At 68.8% G+C, this 16752-nt stretch carries 16 protein-coding genes; 1 reads left to right on the plus strand and 15 read right to left on the minus strand.

Annotated elements, in window-relative coordinates; translation table 11 throughout:
- The 13 genes from sctT to HWX87_RS26075 all read right to left on the minus strand — a co-directional run bounded on the left by sctT (position 1) and on the right by HWX87_RS26075 (position 13035).
- Positions 1-810, minus strand: a complete 810-nt coding sequence (gene sctT / locus HWX87_RS26015) for a type III secretion system export apparatus subunit SctT (RefSeq protein ID WP_176049953.1) — start codon at positions 808-810, stop codon at positions 1-3.
- Entirely contained in the window at positions 804-1472 is a 669-nt protein-coding gene (locus HWX87_RS26020) for a hypothetical protein (RefSeq protein ID WP_176049954.1), read from the minus strand. The genes sctT and HWX87_RS26020 overlap by 7 nt, the downstream gene beginning before the upstream one ends.
- The gene (gene sctN / locus HWX87_RS26025; RefSeq protein WP_176049955.1) at positions 1465-2844 is read right to left on the minus strand and encodes a type III secretion system ATPase SctN; all 1380 of its coding nucleotides are present in this window, start codon (positions 2842-2844) and stop codon (positions 1465-1467) included. Before sctN ends, HWX87_RS26020 begins: the two co-directional genes overlap by 8 nt.
- Entirely contained in the window at positions 2841-3470 is a 630-nt protein-coding gene (sctL, locus tag HWX87_RS26030; protein WP_124449655.1) for a type III secretion system stator protein SctL, read from the minus strand. Before sctL ends, sctN begins: the two co-directional genes overlap by 4 nt.
- Complete coding sequence (locus tag HWX87_RS26035; RefSeq protein WP_176049956.1) at positions 3452-4201, minus strand: SctK family type III secretion system sorting platform protein; 750 nt, start codon at positions 4199-4201, stop codon at positions 3452-3454. The genes sctL and HWX87_RS26035 overlap by 19 nt, the downstream gene beginning before the upstream one ends.
- Positions 4198-5079: a type III secretion inner membrane ring lipoprotein SctJ gene (gene sctJ / locus HWX87_RS26040; RefSeq protein ID WP_176049957.1), complete on the minus strand. Its 882-nt coding sequence runs from the start codon at positions 5077-5079 to the stop codon at positions 4198-4200. The genes HWX87_RS26035 and sctJ overlap by 4 nt, the downstream gene beginning before the upstream one ends.
- A gap of 50 nt (positions 5080-5129) precedes the next feature.
- Complete coding sequence (locus tag HWX87_RS26045) at positions 5130-5609, minus strand: hypothetical protein (RefSeq protein ID WP_176049958.1); 480 nt, start codon at positions 5607-5609, stop codon at positions 5130-5132.
- Positions 5610-5757: 148 nt separating this feature from the next.
- Positions 5758-5970: a hypothetical protein gene (locus HWX87_RS26050; RefSeq protein WP_034180511.1), complete on the minus strand. Its 213-nt coding sequence runs from the start codon at positions 5968-5970 to the stop codon at positions 5758-5760.
- 141 nt (positions 5971-6111) lie between these two features.
- Complete coding sequence (gene sctD, locus HWX87_RS26055; RefSeq protein ID WP_176049959.1) at positions 6112-7446, minus strand: type III secretion system inner membrane ring subunit SctD; 1335 nt, start codon at positions 7444-7446, stop codon at positions 6112-6114.
- A complete protein-coding gene (gene sctC, locus HWX87_RS26060; RefSeq protein WP_176049960.1) occupies positions 7427-9469 on the minus strand; it encodes a type III secretion system outer membrane ring subunit SctC in 2043 nt (680 codons plus the stop codon). Before sctC ends, sctD begins: the two co-directional genes overlap by 20 nt.
- Positions 9469-9747, minus strand: a complete 279-nt coding sequence (gene sctS, locus HWX87_RS26065) for a type III secretion system export apparatus subunit SctS (protein WP_176049961.1) — start codon at positions 9745-9747, stop codon at positions 9469-9471. The genes sctC and sctS overlap by 1 nt, the downstream gene beginning before the upstream one ends.
- Complete coding sequence (gene sctV, locus HWX87_RS26070) at positions 9744-11951, minus strand: type III secretion system export apparatus subunit SctV (RefSeq protein ID WP_176049962.1); 2208 nt, start codon at positions 11949-11951, stop codon at positions 9744-9746. The genes sctS and sctV overlap by 4 nt, the downstream gene beginning before the upstream one ends.
- A 256-nt stretch (positions 11952-12207) precedes the next feature.
- Positions 12208-13035, minus strand: coding sequence for an autoinducer binding domain-containing protein (locus tag HWX87_RS26075; RefSeq protein ID WP_176049963.1), 828 nt, complete (start codon positions 13033-13035; stop codon positions 12208-12210).
- Between the two features lie 285 nt (positions 13036-13320).
- Between HWX87_RS26075 and HWX87_RS26080 the strand changes: the two genes are divergently transcribed.
- Complete coding sequence (locus tag HWX87_RS26080; RefSeq protein ID WP_176049964.1) at positions 13321-14226, plus strand: LuxR family transcriptional regulator; 906 nt, start codon at positions 13321-13323, stop codon at positions 14224-14226.
- Between the two features lie 118 nt (positions 14227-14344).
- On the opposite strand, the gene HWX87_RS26085 is transcribed toward HWX87_RS26080, so the two are convergent.
- Together HWX87_RS26085 and HWX87_RS26090 are read right to left on the minus strand one after the other, a co-directional pair.
- A complete protein-coding gene (locus HWX87_RS26085; RefSeq protein WP_176049965.1) occupies positions 14345-15991 on the minus strand; it encodes an Nramp family divalent metal transporter in 1647 nt (548 codons plus the stop codon).
- A gap of 121 nt (positions 15992-16112) precedes the next feature.
- The gene (locus tag HWX87_RS26090) at positions 16113-16250 is read right to left on the minus strand and encodes a hypothetical protein (protein WP_176049966.1); all 138 of its coding nucleotides are present in this window, start codon (positions 16248-16250) and stop codon (positions 16113-16115) included.
- Positions 16251-16752: the final 502 nt, after the last annotated feature.

Here is a 16752-nt window from a genome sequence, read left to right on the forward strand (position 1 = left end):
TCAGCCGCCGCCGTGCGCGGCGAACAGCGCGCGCAGCAGCGCCATCAGCCCGCTGTCGGGGCTCAGCAGCGAATGCAGCGACGCATACACCACCGGCAGGAACAGCATCATCATCAGCAACGCGAGCGCGCTCTTCAGCGGTTGCGAGAACACGAAGATGTTGAGCTGCGGCACCGCGCGCCCGACGAGGCCGATGCCGAGCTCGACGAGGACCAGCACGATCGTCACCGGCGCGGCGAGCTTCACCATCCATTCGAAGATCGTGTCGGTCTGCCGCACGATGAAGGTCTGCAGCATCGACGAGAAATCGGGGCCGAGCGAGCCGATCGGCCACCACGCGTACGACTGCGCGAACAGTTGCACGAGCACCTGCAGGCCGCCCGCCGTGACGAACAGCGCGATCGCGACGAAATTGAGGAATCCCGACGTCGGGCCGCCCTCGTGCCCGCCCATCGGATCGAAGAACGCGGCGCTGCCGCTGCCGGTCTGGAAGTCGATCAGGTAGCCGACGCCCTGGATCGCGAACAGCACCGCGCTGAATGCGCCCGCGAGCAGCATGCCGACCACCGCTTCCTTCGCGACGAGCAGGCACCACATCAGGAACGGCAGCGCGGCCACCTGCGCGGAATCGATCGCCGGCGCGACGAACGCGGCGATCACGACGGCGATCCCGTTGCGCACGAGGCCCGTGATGATCTGCTCGTTGAACACCGGCACGACGAACATGATCGGCAACAGGCGCGGCATCACGTAGAGCAGCGGCCGCAGCGTGCCCGCGACGTCGTTGAATCCCGCGGCCTGGTCTAGCATCGGCGCTCCGCGACGGCGGGTGGAGCGGGATCGTCGGCGTGGCTGGAGGTGCCGGGTTCAGTGCCGGCGTCAGTGCCCGCCGCGGCGTCGGTCATCTCCGCATCGAACGCGGCGGCCGCTTCCGGCTGCGCGACGGCATGGGCGGCTGCATCGCCCGCACCGGCCGCCCACGCGCCGGCCGTCGCGAAACGCCGCACGGCGTAGCCGTCCGCGACTTCGTCGGCGTCGCGCTCGACCCGCGCGGCGCGTGCATGCAGCGCCTTCTCGCCGGCCTTCTCGAGCTTGTCCTCGGCGGCCTTCGCCTTGCGCGCGGCGCGCTGCAGGTCGGCCAGCGTCGCCTCGTGGCCGCGATGTACGTGCGCTGCCTCGTTCACCGATGCGTTCGCGCTGCCGATGTGGCGGTCGAACGTGCGCGTGTCAGCCGCCGCGTCCTGCAGCGCGCGTGCCTCGCGCACATCGTCGGCGAGCCGCGTCTGGATCGCGGCCTTCGCGGCGACCTGCTGCGCGAGCTGCGCATGGGCGGCATCGAGCGCGCGGCGGCTCTGCGCGGCGATGCCCTGCTGGCGCGCGGCCGCGACGCGGGCGATCTGGCTGCGCATCTCGCGCACGCGCTTCAGGCGCGCGAGCGTCGCGAGCACGAGGCGGTCGTCGGCTTCAGACATGATCGTTCGCGAGCTTCATCAGCTTCGCGAGCTGCGCGTCGAAACGCACGTCCTCGGTCGACGCCTGCGCGCAGAACGCACCGATCGCGTCGCGCGCGCGCAGCGCGAGATCGCCGAGCCGGTCGCTGCCTTCGCGATACTCGCCGATCTGCACGAGCAGCTCGATCTCCTGGTACTTCGCGATCAGCTCGCGCACGCGCGCGGCCGCATGCTGGTGCGCGCGGCTCGCGACGAGCGGCATCACGCGCGACAGGCTCGCGAGCACGTCGATCGCCGGATAGCGGTTCGCGAGCGCGATCTTGCGCGACAGCACGATATGGCCGTCGAGGATCGAGCGCACTTCCTCCGCGATCGGATCCGACTCCTCGTCGCCTTCGACGAGCACCGTGTAGAGCGCGGTGATCGACCCGTGCGCGCCCTGCCCCGCCCGTTCCAGCAGGCGCGGCAGCACCGCGAACGTCGACGGCGGGAAGCTGCGCCGCGTCGGCGGCTCGCCGCTCGCGAGGCCGACCTCGCGTTGCGCGCGGGCGAAACGCGTCAGCGAATCGACCAGCAGCAGCACGCGCTTGCCCGCATCGCGGAAATGCTCGGCAATCGCGGTGGCGACCAGCGCGGATTTCACGCGCTCCATCGCGGGGCGATCGGAGGTCGACACGACGACGATCGAACGCGCGCGCACCTCCGGCGACAGGCTGTGCTCGATGAATTCGCGCACCTCGCGGCCGCGTTCCCCGACGAGCGCGATCACGTTCACGTCGGCCTGCGCACCGCGCGCGATCATCCCGAGCAGCGTGCTCTTGCCGACGCCGGACGGCGCGAAGATGCCGACGCGCTGCCCGATGCCGAGCGTCATCAGGCCGTCGATCACGCGCACGCCGGTCGGAAACGGGGTGTCGATCATCTTGCGCGCGAGCGGATTCGGCGGATCCTGCTGCGTCGACACCCACGCGGCGCCCGTCACGGGCCCGCGATCGTCGAGCGGCCGGCCGAGCCCGTCCAGCACCCGGCCGAACAGTCCTTCGCCCACCGGAAACACATGCTCGCGCCCGGACGGCACGACGGTCGTCTCCGGCGACAGCCCCGCCACGTCGCCGAGCGGCGTGAGCAAGGTCGTCTGCCGCGAGAAGCCGACCACCTCCGCGAGCAGCGTCGGCTGGTTCGGCGTGCGCAGCTCGCAGATTTCGCCAAGGCGCGCACGGATGCCCGTCGCGTTCAGGATCTGCCCGACCGCGTGATTGACGCGCCCCTGCACCGACACCGGCGAGAAGAACGCGAGCCCCGCGTCGAGCTCGCCGACGAGGCGGCCGCGATCGAACGGCGCGCCGTCGTCTTCTCTGCCGAACGGCTGCGGATCGTCGAGCGGTGCGCTCATCGCGCGGCGCCCTTCAACGCATCGCGGCGGATCGCCTGGCGCAGCGCGTCGATCTGCAGGTCGAGGCTCGCGTCGATGCGCCCGGACGGCGTCTCGACCGTGCACGCGTGACGTTCGAGCTGCGCGTCCTCGACGATGCGGATCTTCTGGCGGTTCGACTGCCCGGCGAACGCGCCGTCGAGCGCATCGCGCATCTCGTCCTTGCGGCCGGGCGCGACATGCACGACCAGGAACGCCTCGTCGCGCACGAGCGGCGCGATCCGCGCGAGCGCGGCCTCGTACAGCTTCTGCGTGCTCATCTCGCCGACGATCGCGCGCACGGCTTTCACGACGATATCGGCCATCGCATCCTTCATCGTCTCCATCGTGCGCGTGGCGGCGAGTGCCTGCGTGTACGCCTGCGCGGCCTGCTCGCGCTGCGCGCGGCGCATCCCTTCGTCGTAGCCGGCCGCCTGGCGCTTGTCGAATTCGCGCTGTGCGTCGGCGACGATGCGCGCGGCCTCTTCATGCGCGGTCGCGATCACCGCGGACGCGTCGAGCAGCGCCGCGTATTCGCGCTCCTTGAGCACCTTGCGCTCCGACAGCAGTTGCAGGTTGTCGCTCGTGATCAGAAAAGCCAGTCCCATGACGCAAGCCTCTCGGGAATCAGAAACAGGAACATCAGTTCGCCGAACTGGTCGCGCTGCGCGCGGTTCAGCCAGTAAGGCGCTTCATCGTCGATCGCGCGGTTGAATTTCAGGCGGACGCGCCGCGCGACCGCATCGCCGGCCACGCCGATGAAATCCGCGAGCAACCGCCCGCCGCGTGCACGGATCACGACCGGCAACGCGGCGGGATCGGCACGCCACGGTTCGAGCGTTTCGGACAGTGCGCCGAATTCCGGCGCGCGTTCGAGCGCCAGCTCCAGCGCGTCGCCACCGAGCCGCGCCGCGACTTCCGCGCGAATGCGGCGCGCGGCCAGCGCCTCGCGCAGCCAGGTGCGATGCAGCAGCAGCCCCGCATACGCGGCCAGTTGCTCGAGCGCCGCGCCCGGCAGCAGCGCGAGCCGCGCGCTCGGGTTCGCGACGTCGAAGTCGTGCCGGTCGGCCACGCCGTTCGCATCGAGCAGGTGCCGCGCGAGCAGCTTGCGGCCAGCCGCGCCGAACGCGTCCGGCGAGCGGTAGCCCGCGGGCCAGCCGGCCGGCACGCGCGTCACGTGCAGGTAGCGGTCGGGCCGCAGGTTGAAGTCGCAGACGAGCGCATGGAACGCCGCGCGGCGCGGTGCGGGCGGCGCCGCGAGCGGCTGCAGCCACGGCAGTGGCGCGGCGTCGGTCAGGTTGAGCCCGGCGCCCGGCGGCGGTGCGTGCGGATCGCTCATGCGCCGTCGCGCGCGCCGTCCGGCGTGCGCAGGCCGCCGCCCGACTGCGACGCGCCGCCGGCACCGTTCGCTGCGCGCGGCGCACCGAGCAGGCCCGCGAGCCGCGCGCCGAACATCCCGCGCCGGGCGGCCGACAGCGCGATGACCGCGCAGGTCAGCAGGATCAGCGCGAACACGAGCCAGCCGAGCGGCGAACGCAGCCGCAGGATGTCGGACACCGCGCTGCCGATCCCGTCCACGCGCGTTGCCTGCACGGCGGCCGGCTGCAGGAACAGCGCCACGTTGTCGTACTGCAGCCCTTCGATGCTGTGCGCGACGAGATCCTTGACCATCGGCGCCATCGCGCGCAGGTCGACGCCCGGCCGGTAACGGATGTACACGGCCGCCGACGACGGCTTGATCTTGTCCGCGAGCGGATCGTTCTCCGGAATCACGACCTGCACGCGCGCGACCACCACGCCCTCGATGTCCTGCAGCGTACGCGACAGGTCCTGCGACACGCCGTACAGGTAGCGCACGCGTTCCTCGGCCGGCGTCGACACGAGGCCCTGCTTCTGGAACAGCTCACCGAGGCTCGCATAGCTGGGCTTCGGCAGCCCGTTCGCGTGCAGCACCGTGAGCGCCGGCTGCATGTCGCCGTCCGCGACGCTCACCAGCCATGCGTTGCGGTCCGACGTATCGCGCGCGTCGTTGTCCTTCGACGCGCTGATGCCCGCGTCGCCGAGCACCGCGATCATCTGGTTCGCGTCGCGCTCCGACAGTCCCGAGTACAGCTCCTTCTGGCACCCGGCCAGCAGCACGAGCAGCCCCGCGAGCAGCGCGCGCGCCGCCCGGCTGCGCCACGCATGCGCGCGCGGCGTCGAATCGATCGTCGTCATCGTTTGTCCGCTTCAGGGCGCGCGAGACCGGATCCGGCCCACGCGCGCCATCACTCCTGCGTCTTCAGCACCGTGTGCGTGAAGCCGTTCGCCGCCTGCGCGACCGACAGGCTCAATTGGTATTCCGAAATGGTGGTGGTCGCCGTCCACTGGAAATCCATCGCCTTCACCATCGTCATCAGCGGATCGCTGCGGTTGTCCGCCATCGACGTCAGCATCTCGCTGCGATGCTTGTCGATGTTCGCGTACCGCGAATCGAGATCGTTGCCGTAGGTGCGCAACCGCTCGACCAGCGACGACTGGTTCGCCTGCGCGGGCGTCATCTGCACGGCCGGCGCCGCATCCGCCGGCGCGCGCGACATCGCGACGCCTGACGCGGACGGTGGCGCGGCCGGCGATGCGCCCGGCTGCATCAGCGCATCGAACTGGCGCACCTGCGCCGGATCGGACGCCGCACCCGTCTGCTGCTGCGCGGCACTCGCGAGCGCGGCCGCGCCCGGCGGCGCCGCGCCTACGCCTGTCACTGACATGTCCATGCCCTCCTTGAATGGCCGACACCGGACCGGATCGGTCGGGCCAGCCCGGAACAGGCCGGCCGGCACGCGCGCATCCGCCGCCGGATGCCCGTCTCGGGCAAACCCGGCGCGCGGCCACGCGCGGCACGGCCGGCGACCGGCGTCATGCGCGGCCGGCCGAGCTCAGGTGTTGCGCGACCTGGGCGTTCGCCGTCCCTTCTTGCGCGGTCACTGCGTTGCTGGTTTCGAATGTCGCCGTCGACTGCTGAACCTGGAAGTTGATCTTCGTCAGTTCGAGCTGCGTCTTGGTCAGGTCGTCGGCCTGCTGCTGGACCTGGTTCGTGTTGGTTGCACCACCTGCTGCCTGCGTACCCATGTTGCGCTCCTTGACGTGAACTTCATCCACCTTCCGGCGGCAGCCCCATGCCCCGCCGGCGACGTGAGCCGCCGCACCGCTGCGACGCCCCGCGTAATGCACGCACCGCGCGCCGCGCGATGCGCATGACCTGTCGCGGCGCTAGTGCGCCACCTCCTTCGATGCCCCGGCGGCGGCCGCAGCCTCCGGCAACAGCGTCGGCCCCGGCACCGGCTGCGCGACCCCCGCGGCCGCGCCGCTCGCGAGCGGCGCCACGGGCGGTGCCGGCGCCTGCTCGGGCGCACTCGCCGACGGGCCGCCGAGCGGCATCGTGATGCGCTGACCGTTGCGTTCGAACACGACTTCGTCCGCGCCGATCGACACGACGGTCGCGCCCTCCTTCAGCCGCGCGCCTTCGAAATAGCGGCTGCCGTCGGCCGTCTCGATGTAGCGCTGGTCGCCGTCGCCCGCGAACACCGTCGTGATCTCCGGAATCCCGGCCATGCCGCCAAGCGTCGTCGCCGTGCGCGGCGCGGCCGGATCGGCATCGCGCACGCGATCGACGACTTCGAGCGCCGGACGCGCGTCCTTCATGTAGTTGCGGATGCGCGGCTCGATCTGTGCGCGCGCGGCCGCCCCCGTCAGTTCGATCCGGCCGCGGCCGAGATACGTGACCGTCAGCGCCGTATCGCTGAAATAGGTCTGCGCGGTCGCGACCAGGTCGCTCACCACGTAGATGTTGCCGAGCGCCGCGTTGTCGACGCCCGCGACGATCTGCGCGACGCGTTCGCGCGCGGCCGGATCGCCGACGTAGCCCGACACGATCACGCCGTCGTCGCGCGGCGCGACGGCCAGCTCCGGATACGCATGCAGCAGTTGCTGCAACCGGTGCGTGCGCGCGAGCACCGATTCGTGCTGCCACGGCAGGCGCCCCGACCACGTAACGAAGCCGTAGCCGAGCGCGCCGAGCAGCACGCCGATCCACAGCGCGACCAGCGCGATCACGAGCCGCCGGCTGCCGAGGCGGCGCAATCCGCCCGTGAGCCAGCCGAGCCACGCGGCCTCGCGCGCGGCGTCCGGCGCATCGGCTGCGTCGGGCACCGCGACGCTCGCCTGCGCATGCCGCGCGATGCCGAGCCGGATCGAACCGACCGTCACGACGTCGTGCGGCGTCAGCGAGCGGCGACCCGCGCCGAGCGGTTCGTCGTTGAACAGCACCGCCGCGCCGGTCTCGCCGCCGTGGTTCTGCACGGTCACCGCGAGCGCGCCGACCTGCAGGCACACCTGCTTCGCGCCGATCTCGCGATCGGGCAGGATCACTTCGCAATCGGCCGCCGTGCCGACCCAGTTCGCACCGCGCGCGAGCGACATCGTGCGGCCGTACATCGGCCCGCTCAGGAAGCACAGGTTCCACGGCGACGCGAGCGCCGCCGCGCCGCCCCCCGCGCCGCCGGGCAATGCGCCGTCGCCGTGCGGATCAATGATGGTCGTCGACATGCGTGGTCACTCCTGCGGTCGCCGCCGCCGGCTGCGCCGCCGCGTCCTTCGGCGGCGGCGGCAGTGCGGGCGGGCCGAACTTCGTGCCGGGCAGCGGCTTCGGCGTCAGCGGCACCGCGACGTCGTTGTCCGGCGGGCGATACATCGACATCCCTTCCGGATTGGCCGGCCCGTCCACGCCCGGATTCACGGGCGAGCCGTCCGGCGCATACATCGACGCGTTCGTCACCACGCGCGGCGTCAGCAGGTAGAAGCGCTCCATGTGGTTGCCCGACTTGTCGGTGTACTTGAACAGGTTGCCGATCAGCGGAATGTCGGACAGCCAGGGCACGCCGCTCTTGTTCAGCTTCACCTCGTCGTCGTTGAAACCGGCGATCAGCAGGCTCTTGCCTTCGTCGATCATCGACTTGGTGACGATGTTGCGCTGCTGGATCACCGGGATGTTCGACACGGCCTGGCCTTGCACGACGTTGCCGTCCTGGATGTCGATCGACATCATCACGCTCTGCGGGTTGCCGGACACGGCGGCCGCGTTGCGGATCGCCTCGTCGACGATCATCGGCGTCACCTTGATGCTCGTGCCGGTCGTCACGCTGTACAGCGACGAATCCTGATAGCCCTGCACCTGCACGTAGAACTGCGTGAGGTTCTCGAGGATAGCCTCGGTGTTGTCGAGCGCGAGCACCTTCGGTTTCGAACGCAACTGCGCCTGCCCCTTCTGCGCGAGCGCGTTCACGCGTGTGAGCAGGTAGTTGCGCAGCGAGCCGCCGATCGACGCGGTCAACGCAATGCCGGTCGGCAGGAAGGTGCCTGTCTGCCCGGTTTCCGACGTGCCGACACCGAACGTCAGCGGCGGATTGCCTGCGCCGTTGTACTGCGAGTTGCCGTTCAGCGGATTCGCGCCGTTGCCGATCTGCACGTCGCCGTGCGTCGTGTGCAGGCGCCAGTCGATCCCGAGGCTGTCGAGCGAATCCTCGTTGATGTCGATGATCGTCACGTTGATCTCGACGATGCGCGGCCGCTCGTCGAGCTGGTTGATCAACGACTGGTAGCGATACATGTTCTCCGGCAGGTCGCGCACGATCACCGCGTTGATCGCCGGATCGGCGACAATCTGCGGCAGCGCGTCGCCGCCGCCGGCGTTCGCGAACGGCGAGAGTCCGCCGGCCGCGCTGCTGTCGCCGGCATAACCGCCCGAACGCGGGCCGCCGGAAATGTCGGGGAAGTCGAGGCGCGGCACCGCGATCGTCAGCCCCGAGCCGAGCTTCACCTGGCGCGCGGCCTGCCCGAGCGGCGTGCTCGACGGCAGCGCGTTCGTGCCGCCGCCCTTGCCGAACAGCCGGCTCAGGATCGTCGCGACGCCCGGCACCGTCACTTCCTTGCCCGAGCGGTTGATCGTGAAATCCGACGCCCAGCCGTACTTGAGCCGGAACGCGCGAATGTCCGCATGCGCCCCGTTCGCCGACGGATCGCCGACCGAGCCGACCGCCTGCCGCACGAGTTCGACGTAGCGGCGCGGGCCCGCCACGTACACGCTGTTCGCGCGGTCGTTGATCACGAGCGTGTAGCGCTTGTCGGGAATCTGCATCGCCTGCAGCGCGCGGCCGATTTCACCGGATGCATTCGGCGGGACCGGGATCATCTGCGTCTGCGACTGGTCGGCCGGATCGACGTACAGGAACGAGCCGTCGTAGTACCACGTGAGCCCGTAGGTCGAACAGATCGTGTCGAGCGTCTGTTGCGGCGTGCCCGAGAAGCGGCCGCTGATCACGCCGTCGACCTTCGGGTCGACCACTGCCGTCACGCCCTGCGACGACGCCAGCTCGCGGATGAAGTCGCCGATCTTCTTGCCGTTCGCAACGATCGTGAACGGCTTGTTGCGCCAGCGCAGGTCCGCGGCCCGCGCATGCTGCGCGGGCGCCATGCACAACGACGCCGTGAGCAGCGCGGTCGCGCACATGGCAAGCGCGGCCCGTTGCAGGCTGCGCGATTGAAACCGGATCGGGGCGACGCGTCGACGCATCAATAGACTCCTGTGGAAGAAACGAACATGCGTTCCAGCGCCTGCTGCGCGAAGCGCAGCACTTCGCCGCCGAGCCAGGCCGACAGCAGCACGAGTGCGACCATCACGGCGATCAACCGCACCGCGATGCCGATGTTGGCGTCCTGCACCTGCGTGACGGCCTGCAGGATCGCGACGACGAGGCCCGTGACGGTGGCGATCAGCACGATCGGCAGCGACAGCAGCAGCACGAGCATCAGCGCCTGGCGCGTCAGGTCGAGGATCGTCGAGCTCGTCATTGCACGGCTCCCGGCACACGCACGTCGGCGCCTGCGCCGACCGTGCCGTCGTCCGGCGGGTTCTTGACCCAGCCGACCGTATGCAACTGCACGTCCTCCTCGACTTCCTGGTACGACAGCACCGCGAGGTCGGGCAGCACGGGCTGCAGGATCGTCTTCACGTAGCGGCGCGCGCCGAGCGCGACCATCACCGCGAGCCGCACCGCGCCCTGCGCATTGCCATGGCCGCCGGGGCCCGCCGCCTGCGCGGCCTGGACGATCGCGCGCACCTGCTCGCCGATGTCCTGCTTCACCGCGCTCGACAGCGCGAGGAAATTGCCCTGCTTCGTGCGCATCACCGCGCTCTCGATCCGTTCCTGCAGGTTCTGCTCGAACAGCACGACCCGCAGCTGGCGCGTCGTGCCCGCGTGGCGGTCGGTGATCATCCGGCGCAGGTCGACGCGCACGAGCTCGACCAGCGCGATCGCGTCGTCCGGTTCGTTCGGCGCCCACGTGATCAGGCTTTCGAAGATCACGCGCAAATTGCGGATCGGCACCTGCTCGGCAAGCAGCCGGCGCAGCACCTCGGTCACGCGCTGCAGCGGCACGAGCCGCGTCAGCTCGCCCACGAGTTCCGGGTGCTCGCGGCGCACCAGATGCACGAGCGCCTGTGTTTCCTGGATCCCGAGCAGTTCGTCCGCATGCTGGCGCACGATCTGCTCGACGTGCGCGGCGAGCGCGCTTTCGCTCGACAGCCACTTGCCGTCCGGCGCGGTGCCGTCGGGCTTGATCCACAGCGCGGTCGCGAACGGGCCGAATGCCTCGGCCGGCTGGCGCTCCGCGCGCTCGGGCAGCGGCGCGACGCCGTCCCACAGCAGCCAGCCCGGCTTCAGCGCGCCGTGCGCGGCGAGCACGTCCTGCAGATAGATCCGGTAGGTGCCTTCCGCCGCGCCTTCGTCATCGTTCAGCGTGATGCGCGGGAACACCGTGCCGATGTCCGCATCGACGCGCGCTTTCGCGCTCGACAGCGCGGCCTGCAGCTGCGCGAGATTCAGGCCCGTGCGCAGGTCGTCGGACAGCGACACCGCGATCAGCGACGTGACGCCGGCCGCATGCGATACCTTCGCGGGCTGACCGTCGTCGGCCGCGCCGACACGCCCCGCGATCTGGATCAGGTTGAAACTCGGCGCGGCCGTCTTGCGCTTGAGCTGCGAGAACGCGAACACGCCGAGGCCGATCGCGATCAGCGCGAACGACCATTTCGGGAAACCGGGCACGACGAGGAAGCCGCTCAGCACGACCGCCGCGATCAGCAGCGCACGCGGATGCGCACCCAGCTGCTCGCCGAGCTGTTCGCCGAGCTGGCGCTGCCGCGCATCGCGCGTCGCGACGCGGGTCGTCACGATGCCGGCCGCGATCGACACCAGCAGCGACGGAATCTGCGAAGCCATCCCGTCGCCGACCGTCAGGATCGCGTAACGCTGCAGCGCCTGGCCGATATCCATCCCGTGCATCAGCGTGCCGACCGCGATCCCCGCGACGATGTTGATGAACGCGATCACGAGGCCCGCGATCGCGTCGCCCTTCACGAACTTCATCGCGCCGTCCATCGCGCCGTGCATCTGCGACTCCTGCTCGAGCTTCTCGCGGCGCTCGCGCGCTTCGTCGGCACTGATGATGCCCGCGCGCAGGTCGGCGTCGATGCTCATCTGCTTGCCCGGCATCGCGTCGAGCGAGAAGCGCGCGCCGACTTCCGCCACCCGCTCCGACCCTTTCGCGATCACGATGAACTGCACGACGGCGATCACGAGGAACACCACGCCGCCCACCACGACGTTGTTGCCGACCACGAGCCGCCCGAACGCATCGATCACGTGGCCCGCGTTCGCGTGCAGCAGGATCAGCTTGCACGACGCGATGTTCAGCGCGAGCCGGAACAGCGTCGTGAACAGCAGCAAGGCAGGAAACGACGAGAAGCTGACCGCCGACGGCACGTAGGTCGATACCGTCAGCAGTACGACGCTCGCGGCCAGGTTCAGCGAGATCATCCCGTCGAGCGCGGCCTGCGGCAGCGGCAGGATGAACAGCGCGACGACCGCGATGATGAACGCCGCGATAAACAGGTCGGCGCGCGGCGACGCGCCTCCGAGACGCCGTCCGGACACGCCGCGGCCGGCGGAAAACAACCGCTGCCAGTCGCGTGGGAGCGCCTTCGGTTCTGCCATCGTGCCGTTGTCCTGTCGTTATCGCCGGCTGGCACGGGCAATCCTGCCCCCTGCCGCGCGGACCGTTGAATGGGACGAGTGTAGCGACGGGAAACGATGGAAAAGGGGATGCGCCTCGTAGCGTGAAAGCGCGTTTTCCGGCGACGATCGAATCGGACTACGAAACCCGGCGGCACGCTCGGGCACGCGCCGCCGGAACCGCTTCCATTGCGCGCCGGGCCGCCGGCGTGCGCGTCAGCGGCGCGTCAGGCGAGGGTTACAGGCGCCGCGCGGCGAGGTACGCAAGTTGCGCGCGGTTCTGCACGTTGAAGAGTTTCTCGAGCGAACGGATGTGGTGGCCGACCTTGTGCAGCGACGTGCGCAGCGCGCTCGCGATCTCCTGGTCGGACAGCCCGTGCACGAGGCGATCGAGCACCTGCTGCTGCTCGTCGCCGAGCGCGAAGCCGCGCATGCGCGCGATGCGCGCCTCGAGGAACGGCAGCGCGACGCGATGCACGGCGAGGCTGACCGACAGTGCACCGCCGACCACGCGATCGTCGATCCATTCGGTACCGTGCGTCTCCGACGTGACGTTCACCGCGACGCGCAGGTCGAGGCGCGGCGCCGACAGACTGAAGATCACGCCGCTGTTCATTGCGTGCGCACGCAGATGGCCGGCAAGCGCCAGCACCTTGCGGTCGCCGCTGCCCTGCGCGGCCGCCTCGATCTCGTCGAGCCGCCACGCGACCGGAAAGCCGCTCTGCCGCACCTGCGCGAAACGCGGGTCGCTCTCGTAGAGCATTCCTTCGATAAACGGCTGCATGAATGTCGCCGGCGCGAGGTCGCGCAGCAAATGCGCGCACAGAATGCGCCGCCCGATCATTTCGTACGCGCCGTAACCGAGCGTACTGAAACCGATTTGCCGCAATCGCGCATGGCACTGCGCGAAATCGATCGGCGCGAGGTCGCTTTTACCGGACCCGATTTGAATGCCGGTAAAAACGTCGCGCTCGATTGCCTGATATTCGTTCGAATAAGCGGCAGCCGCTGCAATATCGGCTTGTGAGAACCATTCGACGCGTGGTGCGCCGTCAGCATATGTCATGAGGAGCCCGCCCCTTTCCCAATATGTGGAACTGCGCCCCGTCACGTTCTGGTCTTTTCTTTATGATTTTCTGGTCGACGTTATATGCGTGCGAATATGAACCTTCCGCCGCCATTCGTATTACGGCATATTACGCATTTACGGGCATTTTTGTACAATGCCCCCGCGTTTCGTCAGGGATGACGATCGGCGCATATCAAAAACGATGCTCGATCGCACCGCCGCGAATGCCGTACACGATACGGACGCCGCCAGGCGATGCGCGTCGATTCCGAGGGATGGCTCATGTCCGATATTGCATTGCATGAAGAAGCGGTCGCCCCAACCTTTCCGCGTCCGTCGCGCGGGTCGAATGCCTGCGCGGATGCGCTGCGCGAGCGCGCCGTGCAGGTCGTCTGGTGCGACGACGTGAAGCGCGGCGACGTCCCGCAGCCGCACGCGCCGAAGCTCGGCGTCGCCGATACGCTCGCGCACGCGCAGAGCACGGCCGAGCGCAACCGGATCGTCACGAGCCTGTTGCACCTGACGGGCTTCTCGACGTTCGCGTACTTTGCGCTCGAATTCGCGCGCGACCGTGTCGAAAGTCTCTACCTGCACGAAGCGTTCACGCCGGCCACCTATCGCGGCGACTACGTGCGGCACAACCACCACGACGTCGATCCGCGCACGCTCGGCGCGCGCGTGTGCAACATGCCGATCGTGTGGGACCTTCAGCAGCTGCGCCGCGATCACCGCGAACGCGACGACGCGCCGTACGTGAGCCCGGCCGCGCTCGACGGCTTCCTGCAGACGATGCAGGACGACGGGATGTGCAGCGGCATCATGTATTCGATGGCCGTGCCCGGCACGCGGCTGCATGCGTTCATGAGCTTCACCGCGCCGCGCCGCACGCGCGAATGGATTACGCCGGCGACGATCGAGCAGGCGCTGTCGATCGGGCTGTCGGTACACAAGTTCGCCTCGCCGCAACTGATCTCGACGTCGCGCGAGCGCGCGGTGAACGGGCTCACGCCGTTCGAACAGGAACTGCTGCTCGGCATCGCCGAAGGCGCATCCGACAAGGAGATCGGCCGGCGCCTCGACACCAGCGCGCACAACGTCGACTATCACCTGCGCAAGCTGCGCAAGCGCTTCGGCGTCGCGAACCGGATCCAGCTCACCTACCTGACGTCGAAGCTCGAGTTGATCTGAGCGCCGCGCCGCTTCGTGAAAGCGAACGCGTAAACGCACATGCCGGCCTCGCGGGCCGGCATGCACGGGTTGCGGCGCGGTGCCGGGTCCGGCGCCGCTTCCTGTCAAACGTCCCGCGTTACTTCAGCAGCGTCATCTGGACGACCTTCACGATCACGAGGCCGACCGCGATCACGAGATAGCCGCGCAGCACGGCCATCCAGATCCGCGTCGCAACCGTCATGTTCTGCGGCTCGAGCGTATCGAGCGGCGGCATGCGCCACGTGTCGCGCAGCGAGCGATCGAGCGCCGGCTCGACCACGCGCTTGTTGCGGCGAATCAGGACCGTCGCGAGATAGCCCGCGATCGCGAGCACGGTGCCGCCCACCAGCACGTCGACGATCGCCTCGCCGCTGATATCCGGATACATCACCGATGCGGTCAGGATGATCGACAGCAGCACGAGTACCCAGATCACCGCGCCCGTAAACACGTTGAGCTTCGTCGAGTTGATCCACGGGCCGAGCACCTGGCGGTCGTTGCACAGCACGAGCAGGAACACCGTCGCGCTCGGCAGCAGCACGCCGGCCAGCGTCTGCACGGCTTCGGTCAGCAGGCCGAGCGGGCTGCCCGGAATCAGCACGAGCGTGGCCGCGGCCGCGACGATGCCGAAATAGACGAGATAGAAGCCCTTCGCGTCGGTCACGCCGCGATGCAGCGAGTGACGGATCTTGAACACGTCGCCGATCGCATACGCGGTCGACAGCGACACCGCTGCCGCACCGATGATGCATGCGTCGAGCAGCGCGATCGCGAACAGCGTCGCGCTCGTACGGCCCGCATACTTCTCGAGGCCCGCGATGATGCCGCCCGCATCGGTGAAGTTGCCGGCTTCCGGATGGCCGTTGAACAGCGCGGCGCTGAAACCGATCATGGCCACCGCGCCGACCAGCACGAACGCGATGCCGATCCACAGGTCGGCCTTCTCGTACTTCATGAAGCGCGGCGTGATGCGCTTGTCGATCACGTAGCTCTGCTGGAAGAACAGCTGCCAGGGCGCTACCGTCGTGCCGACGATGCCGATCACGAGCAGCATCACGTCCGACAGTTTCGCGTGCGTGGGCCAGTTCGGCACGAAGAAATCGCGCGACATCTGCGCGACGGGCGGATGGATCGACACGAGCACCGGCACGAGCAGCAGGCTCAACACGCACAGCCCGATCGCGAATCGCTCGAAGCGCCGGAAATCGCCCGTACTCACCGCGGCCATCGTCAACGCGGCGGCCACGCACACGCCAGCCACCTTCGGCAGCCCGAAGAAATCCAGCACGAACGTGATGCCGATGAACTCGGTGACGATGGTCAGCGCATTGAGCAGGAACAGGTCGATCACGCTGAACGCACCCCAGAACTTGCCGAAGCGTTCGAAGATCAGGCGCGCATGGCCGACGCCCGTGACCGCGCCGAGGCGCAGCACCATTTCCTGGTTCACGTACAGCACGGGCACGAGCAGCAGCAACGTCCACAGCAGCGTCGTGCCGTAGTTCTGGCCGGCCTGCGTGTAGGTGCCGAATGCACCGGCGTCGTTGTCGCCGACCATCACGATCAGGCCCGGGCCGATGATCGCGAGCAGCGTGCGCAGGCGCGCCCACCACGAGCCGCGCGCACCGGTGTCGTGGTGCGAGATCGTGCCGAGTGCACCGCGGATGTCGCCCAGGTGTGCTTCGTCGAGCACGGCGCTGCGTTCGGCGGCGATCGGTGGAGAGACGTTGGATGGCGTGGACATGATGTGTTCCGTACGGCTAAGGGTTATTCGATTCGATAAGCGTGTGACCTTGGAATGCGCACGGGGCGGCCGCTCGAAGGCGGGCGCGCGTGCGCATGCCGAGGCGCGCTCGGCGCTTCTTTCAGTGGATCAACGATTTCAGCTGGTTCAGCAGGCGGGAGAACACCCGCGGACGGGCATCGAGCGTCAGCATCGTGTCGTAGTGATTGCGCGATTCCGTGACGTGCGGAAAGTTCGACAGCAGAAGGCCGAAGTTCATGGTCTGGCTCCGTGCGGCGACGGCAGGCGTGCCGGCCGCGTGGTGGGTGCGGGGCCAGTCCGGGGCCTGAACGACGTGCCAGGCTAGTCGGCCGGATTGTCCCTGCGACCCGGGTTCAAAAGGGTCTGTGTGTGCAACGGGCATAAGGGACAACTGTCACTGTCGTTCATGGCAACTCCTGTGCGGTGTTCCGGAAAACACGGTTGACCGCCGTCAGGCCTGCGGGCCGCCATTCGCGAGCCGGAAAAAGGCCTGCGCGAACGCGGCCGCCTGCCGGGCGGCGGTGAAACCGGGCAACGCATGCGAAAACGCATCACGCTAACCGGCGCGAATCAGGGTGCACGTAGGAATTTGCTGCGGAATACTGCTGCGCGCACCGTTTGCCTGGGAGACAAACGGCGGCTTCGATGAGGCGCGGACGTCGGTCGCTCAGGCGGAAATTTCGTTCGAAGATCGACTACTGCAAGCGTCCAAGGCGGCGGCCCCAAGAGTGAAGATGGCG

This window comes from Burkholderia sp. BCC1644 (assembly GCF_902833225.1).
Taxonomy (GTDB): domain Bacteria; phylum Pseudomonadota; class Gammaproteobacteria; order Burkholderiales; family Burkholderiaceae; genus Burkholderia.

Excerpts from the sequence above, each read along its gene's own strand:
- sctN (WP_176049955.1), bottom strand. The coding sequence starts at position 2,844 with ATGAGCGCACCGCTCGACGATCCGCAGCCGTTCGGCAGAGAAGACGAC.
- HWX87_RS26035 (WP_176049956.1), bottom strand. The coding sequence starts at position 4,201 with ATGAGCGATCCGCACGCACCGCCGCCGGGCGCCGGGCTCAACCTGACC.
- HWX87_RS26075 (WP_176049963.1), bottom strand. The coding sequence starts at position 13,035 with ATGACATATGCTGACGGCGCACCACGCGTCGAATGGTTCTCACAAGCC.
- HWX87_RS26080 (WP_176049964.1), top strand. The coding sequence starts at position 13,321 with ATGTCCGATATTGCATTGCATGAAGAAGCGGTCGCCCCAACCTTTCCG.
- sctJ (WP_176049957.1), bottom strand. The coding sequence starts at position 5,079 with ATGACGACGATCGATTCGACGCCGCGCGCGCATGCGTGGCGCAGCCGG.
- sctS (WP_176049961.1), bottom strand. The coding sequence starts at position 9,747 with ATGACGAGCTCGACGATCCTCGACCTGACGCGCCAGGCGCTGATGCTC.
- sctC (WP_176049960.1), bottom strand. The coding sequence starts at position 9,469 with ATGCGTCGACGCGTCGCCCCGATCCGGTTTCAATCGCGCAGCCTGCAA.
- HWX87_RS26020 (WP_176049954.1), bottom strand. The coding sequence starts at position 1,472 with ATGTCTGAAGCCGACGACCGCCTCGTGCTCGCGACGCTCGCGCGCCTG.
- HWX87_RS26050 (WP_034180511.1), bottom strand. The coding sequence starts at position 5,970 with ATGGGTACGCAGGCAGCAGGTGGTGCAACCAACACGAACCAGGTCCAG.
- HWX87_RS26085 (WP_176049965.1), bottom strand. The coding sequence starts at position 15,991 with ATGTCCACGCCATCCAACGTCTCTCCACCGATCGCCGCCGAACGCAGC.
- HWX87_RS26090 (WP_176049966.1), bottom strand. The coding sequence starts at position 16,250 with ATGAACTTCGGCCTTCTGCTGTCGAACTTTCCGCACGTCACGGAATCG.
- sctT (WP_176049953.1), bottom strand. The coding sequence starts at position 810 with ATGCTAGACCAGGCCGCGGGATTCAACGACGTCGCGGGCACGCTGCGG.
- HWX87_RS26045 (WP_176049958.1), bottom strand. The coding sequence starts at position 5,609 with ATGTCAGTGACAGGCGTAGGCGCGGCGCCGCCGGGCGCGGCCGCGCTC.
- sctD (WP_176049959.1), bottom strand. The coding sequence starts at position 7,446 with ATGTCGACGACCATCATTGATCCGCACGGCGACGGCGCATTGCCCGGC.
- sctV (WP_176049962.1), bottom strand. The coding sequence starts at position 11,951 with ATGGCAGAACCGAAGGCGCTCCCACGCGACTGGCAGCGGTTGTTTTCC.
- sctL (WP_124449655.1), bottom strand. The coding sequence starts at position 3,470 with ATGGGACTGGCTTTTCTGATCACGAGCGACAACCTGCAACTGCTGTCG.